This is a genomic window from Microbispora catharanthi, assembly GCF_006334915.2.
Lineage (GTDB): Bacteria > Actinomycetota > Actinomycetes > Streptosporangiales > Streptosporangiaceae > Microbispora > Microbispora catharanthi.
Genome location: NZ_VDMA02000052.1, coordinates 1 through 9,794, shown reverse-complemented (window position 1 = coordinate 9,794; position 9,794 = coordinate 1). Strand labels below are relative to the sequence as shown.

Here is a 9,794-nt window from a genome sequence, read left to right as displayed (position 1 = left end):
GGATCTACCACGTCGACTGCAAGGACGCCCGGGTCGCCACCCGCGACGGCCGGCGGGGCCGCCTGGCCTCCCACCTGGCCTGGGCCGACCCCCGCCGCGGCTGGGACTTCGTGTCCACCGGCCGGGGTGACGTGCCGTGGGAGGAGTGCTTCCGGGCGCTCAACCACATCGGCTACGACGGCCCGATCTCCATCGAGTGGGAGGACGCGGGCATGGACCGGCTGCACGGCGCGCCGGAATCCCTCGCCTACATCCGCTCGCTCAACGCCATCACCCCACCGGCCGCAGCCTTCGACGCCGCCTTCTCCTCCGAATGACACATCACGCCGGGCGGCGGCCGCACGGTGGCCGCCGCCCGCCGGAGCCGACCCGCCGTGAGCAGCACCCCCACCGTCCCGGCAACCGATCGGGGAGAGGAGACAGATGAGAACCGGAGTATGGCTCATCGGAGCACGAGGATCGGTCGCGGTCACCAGCATGCTCGGGGCCTCGGCGGTGCGGGCGGGCCTGGCCGAACCGACCGGATGCGTCCTGGAGTCGCCCGAGTTGCACAGCGACGCCCTCCCCGCGATAGGGGACCTGGTCTTCGGCGGCCACGACATCTCCTCGATCCCCCTGGTCAAGAAGGCCGCCGCGCTGGCCGAGGCGGGAATCGTTCCGGCTCGGCTCGCGGGGGCCGTGCAGGACGCGCTACTCGAGATCGAGCAGGACGTACTGCCCCTGCCGGTCCGCGACACCCAAGCCGAGGTCGCGGACGCCATCGGCGCCGACCTGGACCGTTTCCGCCGGCGGCACGATCTGGACCGCGTCGTCGTGATCAACGTCTCGACCACGGAACCGGCACCGCGACCCCATCCCGCCCACGCCGATCTCGACGCGCTGGGAGTCGCGCTGGACGGGCCGGAGCCCGTCCTGCCGCCCAGCGCCCTGGCCGCCTACGCCGCCCTGCGAGCGGGCTGCCCGTACGTCGACTTCACGCCCTCCACCGGCGCCCGCCTGCCCGCCCTCGACGCCCTGGCGCGCAGGCAGGGGCTCCCGTACGGGGGCCACGACGGCAAAACCGGTGAGACCCTGGTCAAGTCGGTGCTCGCCCCGATGTTCGCCCTGCGCAACCTGAAGGTGCGCACCTGGTCCGGCCTCAACCTGCTGGGCGGCGGCGACGGCGCGAACCTCGCCGACCCGGCGGCCAACGCGGCCAAGTCCGCCAGCAAACAGCGCGTGCTGCACGAGACGCTCGGTTACGTCCCGCAGGGCGACACCCGGATCGACTTCGTCGAGGACCTCGACGACTTCAAGACCGCGTGGGACCTGATCTCCTTCGAAGGCTTCCTCGGAACCCGCATGCGTATGGAGTTCACCTGGCACGGCTGCGACTCGGCGCTGGCCGCGCCGTTGGTCCTGGACCTGGCACGGCTGACGGCGGCCGCCCACCGGGCCGGGCGCACGGGTCCGCTCACCGAACTGGCCTTCTTCTTCAAGGACCCTCTCGGAGAGGTGCCCCACGCGCTGCCCGAGCAGTGGCAGGCGCTGCGGGCCGCCGTGGACGCGCTCGGCTCCCGGGAGACGGGGCGATGACGGCGCGATGACGGCGCTCCGCGATCTGATCGACCTGGTCCGTGCGCCGGCCGCGCTGTCCGTGCCCGGCGACGTGGTCGCCGGGGCGGCGGCCGGTGGGACGCTCGGCCGCCGCACCATCGGCCTGGCCTGCTCCTCGGTCCTCCTGTACTGGGCGGGGATGGCGGCCAACGACTGGGCCGACCGGCATCTCGACGCGATCGAGCGCCCGGAACGCCCCATCCCCTCGGGGCGCGTGCCGGCCGAGGCGGCCCTCGGCACGGCGGCGGGGCTCACCGTCGCCGGGCTCACCGTGGCCGGGCTCGCGGGCGGCCGGCGTGCCCTGGCGGTCGCCGCGCCCCTGGCCGCCGCCGTCTGGGCGTACGACGTGGCGGCCAAGGGCACACCCGCCGGTCCCCTGACGATGGCGCTGTGCCGCGGCCTCGACGTGCTGCTGGGTGCCACCGGCGGCTCCCGCACCGCCGCGCTGCCTTCCGCTCTCACCATCGCCGCCCACACGTACCTGCTCACCGCGCTCTCGCACGCGGAGGTGTCGGGGGCGGACCCGCGGCTGCCCGCCGCGACCCTGGCAGGCACCGTCACGCTCGCCGCCGTCACCGCCCGTGGTGCCGGGGGACCGGCGCAGCCGGCCCTCGCCGGCTGCTACGCCGCGCAGTTCGGCTTCCCCCAGGCGCACGCCGTCGCCGACCCCTCCGCGCGCCGGGTCCGTGACGCGGTCAGCGCGGGCATCGTCAGCCTGCCGGCCCTGCAGGGCGCCCTCGCCGCGCGCGGCGGCGCCCCCCGTGCCGGCCTCGCCCTCGCGGCGGCGATTCCGCTGACCCGGCGCCTGGTCAGGAAGGTCTCCGCGACATGAGGTTCGGCTACGGCACCAACGGCTTCGCCAATCACCGGTTGCCGGACGCCCGCGACGTCATCGCCGGCCTCGGTACCGGGCCGCCGCCTGGAACCGGCTGGTCGACGGCTGCGCACGTGTTCTCGACGCCGCGCAGGGCGCCGGTGTGACGCTGGGATTCGAACCTGAGCCGGGGATGCTCGTCGAGACGATCGCCGGCTGGCGCAGGCTGCACGCGGCGCTCGGGTCTGCGGACGGCTTCCGCCGCGCCCGCCGTGGCCCGGCGTTCGATCGAATTCCTGCGCGGAGCCGAGCAGGCGTCGAGGCGTGACGGCGAAGGGAGAACGGCATGACGCGACCGGAGCGGCTGCGCGCCGCGCTGCGGGAGACACCGCGAGAGGAATGGGTGGACGCCGCGCTCGCCGCGGCTAGTGAGCGACCCGAGACGATCGGCCGGTCCTTCACCCAGGCCGGACGGCACGCCGGGCGCACACCCCTGCCCGGCGTGCCCGGCTGGACCGCGGACGAGGCCGCCCGGGCACTGCTGCTGGCCGCGCTGCCGGCGGACCGGGCGGAGGCCGAGATCGGCGACCTCTACCGCTACGGCGACGCCGACGAGAAGCGGGCCGTGCTCAAGGCCCTGCCGATGCTCGCCGTCGGCGCGGCGGGACTGCCCCTGCTGCACGACGCGATCCGCACGAACGACGCCCGTCTGCTGGCCGCCGCCCTCGGGTCGTACGCCCGCCACCTCGACCAGGCCGCCTGGCGGCAGGCGGTGCTCAAGTGCGTGTTCACGGGCGTGCCGCTGACCGCGGACGACGGGCTGGACGAGCGCGCCGACCGTGAGCTGGCGGCCATGCTGGCCGCCTTCGCCGACGAGCGCGCGGCCGCGGGACGCCCCATGCCCGCCGACGCCGCCGCCCTGCTCGGCCGTCTGACCCGTGAGGAGTCCTGATGCGCATCTTCGACCCGCACATCCACATGACGTCGCGCACCACCGACGACTACGCCCGGATGGCCGCCGCCGGCGTCCGGGCCCTCGTGGAGCCGGCTTTCTGGCTGGGGCAGCCTCGCACCAGCCCCGGCTCGTTCACCGACTACTTCGACTCGCTGATCGGGTGGGAGCCGTACCGGGCCGCCCAGTTCGGCATCGTGCACCACGCGACGATCGCGCTGAACCCCAAGGAGGCGAACGACCCGCGCTGCCGCCCCGTGCTCGACCTGCTGCCGCGTTACCTGGACAAGGACCGTGTCGTCGCGGTCGGTGAGATCGGCTACGACTCGATCACCCCGGAGGAGGACGACGTCTTCGAGCGGCAGCTCGCCCTCGCCGTCGAGCACGACCTGCCGGCGCTCGTCCACACCCCCCACCGCGACAAGGCCACCGGCACCCGGCGCACTCTGGAGGTCGTCGCCGCCTCGGGGATCGCACCTGAGCGGGTCGCCGTCGACCACCTCAACGAGGTCACGGTCGGCATCGTGCGCGACTCCGGATGCTGGATGGGCTTTTCCATCTACCCGGAGACGAAGATGTCGCCGCCCCGCATGGTGGAGATCCTCAAGCGGTACGGCCCGGAGCGGATGCTGGTCAACTCCGCCGCCGACTGGGGCGTCTCCGACCCGCTGCTCACGCTGGAGACCGGGACGGCGATGCTGGCCGCCGGATTCACCGAGGACGACGTCGACCGGGTGCTGTGGCGCAACCCCGTGGAGTTCTACAGCCAGTCCGGGCGCCTCGACCTGACCGGCGCCGGAGCCGGGGCGGACCAGCCCACCTTCGCCGGCAGCTCCATCAAGCGCGGCGGCGGCTGATGCGGCTACGCCACCCGGGAGGAGCCCCGCTGCACCTGAGCTACTGCAGTCACCCCCCGGCCGATCTATCACGCCGACGGGCGTAAGGAGGCCGACTGCTATACCCACCCCCCGGAGCTGCACGACGAGCTCACCGCGGCGACGGAGGTCAAGGACCTGCTGCTCCGCCTCGCACTGGGGTGATCTCGCACGGAGAGGACGCCGCGCCCTGGACCATCGGGTCCAGGGCGCGGTAGGGGTTCCCGCCGGTCGGCCTCGGGGGTTGTCTCGCCTGCCGGTCAGGCCACGTTCCGGTCAGACCAGGTGCCGATCAGACCACGGTGCAGGGAACGCCGTTGAGGGTGAAGGTGGTCGGTTCGGCGGTGTTGCCGGTGTGGGTGGCCTGGAAGCCGATGTCGACGGTGGCCCCGGGCGCGATCGTGCCGTTGTAGCTGACGTTGCGGGCGCTCACCTGGCCGCTGGAGGGCGAGTAGGTGGCGTTCCAGCCCGAGGTGATGGACTGGCCGGAGGGCAGGGTGAAGGCCAGCGTCCAGCCGTCGATCGTCGAGGTTCCGGTGTTGGTGATGCTGATGCTTGCGGTGAAGCCGTTGTTCCAGGTGCTCATGGTGTAGGCGACCCGGGGCCCGGTCCCGGTGCCGCCGCTGGGCGAGGCGCTGGGCGACGGGCTCGGCGACGGGCTCGGCGACAGGATGGGCGACGGGCTGGGCGAGGAGCCGCCGCTCAGGCTGGTCACGAAGGTCGTCATGCTGCGAGCGGGAAGCGTGACGGTGAGGGAGCCGTTCGACATGCTGGTCGCCGCCTGCGACGCGACGTTCCTGCTCGCGTCGGTCACCCAGGACGAGACGCCGGCCGAGCCGGCGCCCGCCACGGTGAACTGCTGGCTCACCGCGGAGGTCCCCTTGTTGATGGCGACGATGACGACGGTGTTGCCACTCCGGTACGCCGAGACGTAGACGTTCGACGCGGGATTCGCCGTCGCGTCGATCCGCACGTATCCGGGGCGGACGAACCTGGCGAACTGCGCCATGATGGCGCCGCGCTTGCTGATCTGGCCGTCTTCCCGCATGGGGCCGTAGCTGCGCCGGATGTACCACCAGACGTACGCCTGGAACTCGGCCTCCACCATGGCGCGGTGCATGTGCTCGCCCACGTCGAGCGCCTGCGGCCAGGTGTCCGCCGAGTCGGTGCTGTTGGGGTAGTAGACCTCGGTCATCCAGAGTTCTTTGCCCGCGCCCTTCTGCTGGAAGAGGGGGTAGGGGAAGTTCGAGTACGGCGTGCCGTAGAGGTGCGCCCCGATGATGTCCACGTTGGCGAGCGCCGTGGAGTCGTTGAGGATCGGGTCCGACATGCTCTTGATGTACTGGAAGGACTCGGGCGCCATGACCCTGGTGCCGATGACCGACGCGTTCTGCTTCAGGAAGTTCACGATCTCGGTGGCGGTCCACCAGGTCCAGGTGGAGGCGTAGTCGGGCTCGTTCTGCACCGAGATGGCGTACAGGTTCACCCCGTTGTTGCGCATGTAGGTGGTGAAGTCGTTCAGGTGCTGGGCGTAGGCGGCGTACGAGCTGTACTTGAGGCGTTTCGCGTTGGTCTGGCTGCCGCGGGTGAAGGTCTCGGTCATGCTGGCCGGGGGATTCCACGGCGAGGCGAAGACGGTCGCCCCGAGCTCGACCGCGCGCTTCGCCGTCGCCAGGTCACGGCTCCAGTCCGACTGGTTCTCGCCGACCGGGATCCGCAGGATGGAGAACCCCAGCTTGCCGTCGCCGGTGCCGAACGCCGTGTCCCGCTGGGCGGCTGTCAGGTCGCCCGCCCAGGCCGCGTGGGTCATGCCGCCGAAGCCCTTGATCGTCTGCCGCTGCGCCGACGGATTGATGCTCGCGGTGGCCGCCGCGGCCTCCGTGGCCCCCAGGACCGACGTCGCGGCCGTGATGACCGGCAACGCTCCCATCGTCGCCAGGACGGATCTCCGGCTCAGCAATCTCCGCTCGCTGCTCGCGGGCCCGTTCTGATCCTGCGTCATGTCTTCTCCTCTTGGCTGTCGGTGCCGATCCGCGCCTTCGCGTGGTGGTCGCTCACCGGGGGAGCGGTCGCTCTGGGCGCGGAGAACCGCACCGTTGGGGGCCGCCCGGACTCGGGTGCGTCGAGGCCGGCGACGGTGTCACGGGTGGGATGGTTGTACGAGCGGAACGATGCCCAGGTCGCGTCGGCGAGCCCCGCGGCCCAACCGGGGCGGCCACGCTCGGGCCGCCCCGGTGAGGGGTGGTGTCACACTCGGGTCCACTGCTGGTTGCTGCCGCCCCAGCAGGAGTAGATCTGGAGTTTGGTGCCGTTGGCGGTGCCGCCGCCGGTGACATCGAGGCACTTGTTCGCGCCGACCGCGGTGATGGTGCCGTCAGCGTTGAACCGCCACTTCTGGTTGTTCTGCCCGTTGCAGTCCCAGATGATCACGCTGGTGCCGTCGGCGGTGCCGGCGCCGTTGACGTCCAGGCACTTGCCGCCGTAGACCCGCAGCTCACCGGCACTTGTCTGCGTCCACTGCTGGTTGCTCTGCCCGTTGCAGTCCCAGATCTCCACTTGCGCGCCGTTGGCCTGCGAGACATCGGTGACGTCCACGCACCGGCCCGATCCCACGCCCTTGATGGCGGTCCCGCTTCCGGTGGGCGGGGGAGAACTGGAGGTCCCGCCGTTGAGGGCGTCGAGGACGGCCGTGTACGCCTGCTTCTTGTTGTAGTTGCCGTCGAACAGCAGCGGGGTGTCACCGCTGCGCCAGGAGTACTTGTCGGTGATGCCCCACACGGTGATGCCGGTGCAGCGGGGCACGGCCATGCATGCCTGGGTGACGCGGCGGTAGGCGTCGGCCTGGGTCGAGCCGGAGCCGCCGACGTCGAGCTCGGTGATCTGCACGTCGACGCCGAGCGCGGCGAACTGGGCGATGTTCTGCTGGTAGTTCGACGGGGGGTTGCCGAAGTGCGACTGCAGGCCCACGCAGTCGATCGGCACGCCGCGCGCCTTGAAGTCCTTGACCATGTTGTAGACGCCCTGCGTCTTGGCGGCGGTGGCGTTGTCGATGTTGTAGTCGTTGTAGCACAGCTTGACGTTCGGGTCGGCGGCCCGCGCGGCGCGGAAGGCCTCCTCGATGAAGCCGTTGCCGAGCTTCTGGGTGAAGATCGAGTCGCGTAGCGTGCCGACCGCGCCGCCGTCGGCGAACGCCTCGTTGACCACGTCCCAGGCGAAAACCTTGCCCTTGTAGTGGTTCATGACCTGGGTGATGTGGTTGGTCATCGCCGAGCGCAGGTCGCTGGCGGACATGCCGCTGTTGACCCAGCTGGGCAACTGGGCGTGCCACACCAGCGTGTGACCGCGGACCTTCATGCCCTTGCTCAGCGCGTGGTTGACGATCTGGTCGGCGGAGCTCCAGTTGAAGGAGTTGCGGGAGGGCTCGATCGGCCCCCACTTCATCTCGTTCTCGGCGGTGACGGCGTTGAACTCCCGGTCCCAGGTCGCCACGTAGGTCGAGTCGCTCATGTGGCCGGCCGCGATCGCGGTGCCGAAGTAACGGCCGCTCTGGGCGGCGGCCGCGCCCAGCGTGCCGGCGGCGGCGCCGGCGGGGACGGACGCCGCGAGTGCGGTGACCGTGCCGAGGGCGCCGAGGGCGCCGGCGACCAGCAGCCGGCGGGTGCCGACGGCCAGCAGTCGGCGGGTGCCGACGAGCGGTCGCCGTCCTCTGTCGGCGGATAAGGGGTTTTCGCCCATGCCTGAGCCTCCACTGGGGATCAATGAGGGAACGCGGATAGACGCCCGCGGGAACAGCACGCGGTCCGTCGTCGCGTCGAAACCGCGGCCCCTGCCGTCCACCACCGACCCCGGCAGGAGGAGCCGCCTCGGGGAGTCAGTCTGGAAATCATCCCGAAACATGTCAAGGGCGTTTCCGGTAAGTTTCGACGTACTTCCGGGGCATTTGCCATAGATGCCCTGGTAGATGAGAGGAATGTCGTCCGTAAGTTTTCTGCTTGCTCCGCAGCGGCTCCCGGTGGCGGGCGGGGTTGGAATGAAAGTTTCGTGCGTCCGGACTCTGGACGGTGTTCTCGCACCTACGGGAGAGGCAGGTGAGCCGCATCCGGTCCACATGAGGGCCCGGACGGCGAGAGAACCGAGCGTTGACACGGCTTATGGCGTCCTGTTTGATCCGCTACACCACCACGCACAAGCCGCCGATGGGAGAGGGGCACTGGTACGCCAATTTGTTAGCGCTAACATTTCATCTGCAGGCCACCGGTGCGTGACCTTCCGGGCCGATACGCACTGTCCGCGTTCTCCATGAGCGACAAGCGGCTGCCGGATAGGTCACGAGCCGGCCGGTGCTCCCAGCGCCACGAGTCCCGACGACGCGTTCGAGGCGGGCAACGCCTGCGAGGCGCAGGGGGACAACCGGTATCCGCTGATCGCCGGATCGGCCGGGTGACCGACGGTGTCTCCGATCGTGGACCTCCACCGGAATCGTCGGTGGGCGCCGTCGACGGGCAGTGCACCCGTTCGCCGGGGCGAGCGACCCGACCGTCCCGGTGACCCGTGGACCGACGACATCAGCCACGGTGAGACGGTCCGCACCACCGTCGGCCCTGCACGATTCGGTGCCTCTGCCAGGGCCGCAACCCGGGCTCGGGCGGCGACCACATCAGCCTTCCCCGCGGACCTGCCGACCCCGTGACCTTCCCCCGGCGCCGAACGCCCTCGTGCCCCGCGCCGGCGTGAGTCCACGTACCACGCCGCGGGTGTCTTCACCCCCCAGCCGTGTCTCCGCTCTTCGAAGGAGAGAAGATGCAACCCTCCGTCCGCGCGACGAGTGTCCGGCGACGGGCGCCGGCCACCGTCTTCGCATGTCTTCTGGCGGCGCTTGCGACCGTTCTCGCAACCGCCGCCGCCTGGGTCGCGCCGGCCTCCGCGGCGACCGCCGACACCAACACCTGGTACGTCCTGGTCAACCGCAACAGCGGCAAGGCCCTCGACGTCTCCAACTTCTCCACCGCCGACGGCGGGTCGCTCGTGCAGTGGAGCCGCACCAACGCGAACAACCAGCAGTGGCGGTTCGTCGACTCCGGCGGCGGCTACTACCGCCTGCAGTCGCGCCACTCGGGCAAGGTGCTCGACGTGTACAACTTCTCCACAGCGGACGCCGCCGACGTCGTGCAGTGGACCGACCACAACGGCACCAATCAGCAGTTCAGCCTCGCCGACTCCTCCGGCGGCTACGTCCGGCTGATCAACCGCAACAGCGGCAAGGCCGTGGAGGTCCAGAACGCCTCCACCGCGGACGGCGGCAAGATCGTGCAGTACTCCGACTGGGGCGGCGCCAACCAGCAGTGGCAGCTTGTCCCCGTCGGGAGCGTCTCCGATCCCTCGCCGTCGCCCTCGCCGTCGCCCTCGGCGTCCCCCTCGCCGAGTCCCTCCCCGAGTCCGTCGCCGTCGCCGTCGGCGAGTCCGACGAACGGGCCGTGGCCGCCGTCGTCGACCTATTCCAACCCGGTGTTGTGGGAGGACCTGGCCGACATCGACGTCTTCCGGGTGGACGACACCT

General features: G+C 71.1%; 9 protein-coding genes. 7 read left to right on the top strand and 2 right to left on the bottom strand.

What is annotated here, in order from left to right:
- The 6 genes from FH610_RS42275 to FH610_RS42250 form a co-directional block, all read left to right on the top strand.
- The coding region (locus FH610_RS42275) for a sugar phosphate isomerase/epimerase family protein (RefSeq protein WP_240809526.1) at window positions 1-317 on the top strand (317 nt) is incomplete at its 5' end.
- Between the two features lie 106 nt (window positions 318-423).
- Window positions 424-1,575: an inositol-3-phosphate synthase gene (locus FH610_RS42270; RefSeq protein WP_139580872.1), complete on the top strand. Its 1,152-nt coding sequence runs from the start codon at window positions 424-426 to the stop codon at window positions 1,573-1,575.
- Between the two features lie 7 nt (window positions 1,576-1,582).
- Window positions 1,583-2,428, top strand: a complete 846-nt coding sequence (locus tag FH610_RS42265; protein ID WP_139580871.1) for an SCO3242 family prenyltransferase — start codon at window positions 1,583-1,585, stop codon at window positions 2,426-2,428.
- Window positions 2,425-2,577, top strand: a complete 153-nt coding sequence (locus tag FH610_RS44095; protein ID WP_205826459.1) for a hypothetical protein — start codon at window positions 2,425-2,427, stop codon at window positions 2,575-2,577. The genes FH610_RS42265 and FH610_RS44095 overlap by 4 nt, the downstream gene beginning before the upstream one ends.
- A gap of 179 nt (window positions 2,578-2,756) precedes the next feature.
- On the top strand, window positions 2,757-3,362 hold the full coding sequence (locus FH610_RS42255; RefSeq protein ID WP_139580870.1) for an EboA domain-containing protein: 606 nt from the start codon (window positions 2,757-2,759) through the stop codon (window positions 3,360-3,362).
- Complete coding sequence (locus FH610_RS42250) at window positions 3,362-4,219, top strand: TatD family hydrolase (protein WP_139580869.1); 858 nt, start codon at window positions 3,362-3,364, stop codon at window positions 4,217-4,219. The genes FH610_RS42255 and FH610_RS42250 overlap by 1 nt, the downstream gene beginning before the upstream one ends.
- Window positions 4,220-4,529: 310 nt before the next feature.
- Here FH610_RS42250 and xynC read toward each other — a convergent pair whose 3' ends face one another.
- Complete coding sequence (xynC, locus tag FH610_RS42245) at window positions 4,530-6,239, bottom strand: glucuronoarabinoxylan endo-1,4-beta-xylanase XynC (RefSeq protein WP_139580868.1); 1,710 nt, start codon at window positions 6,237-6,239, stop codon at window positions 4,530-4,532.
- Window positions 6,240-6,484: 245 nt separating this feature from the next.
- Entirely contained in the window at window positions 6,485-7,972 is a 1,488-nt protein-coding gene (locus tag FH610_RS42240) for a glycoside hydrolase family 10 protein (RefSeq protein ID WP_139580867.1), read from the bottom strand.
- Between the two features lie 1,065 nt (window positions 7,973-9,037).
- Here FH610_RS42240 and FH610_RS42235 point away from each other — a divergent pair.
- Window positions 9,038-9,794 (top strand): RICIN domain-containing protein (locus FH610_RS42235; protein WP_205826458.1); only part of this gene is annotated, 757 nt, incomplete at its 3' end.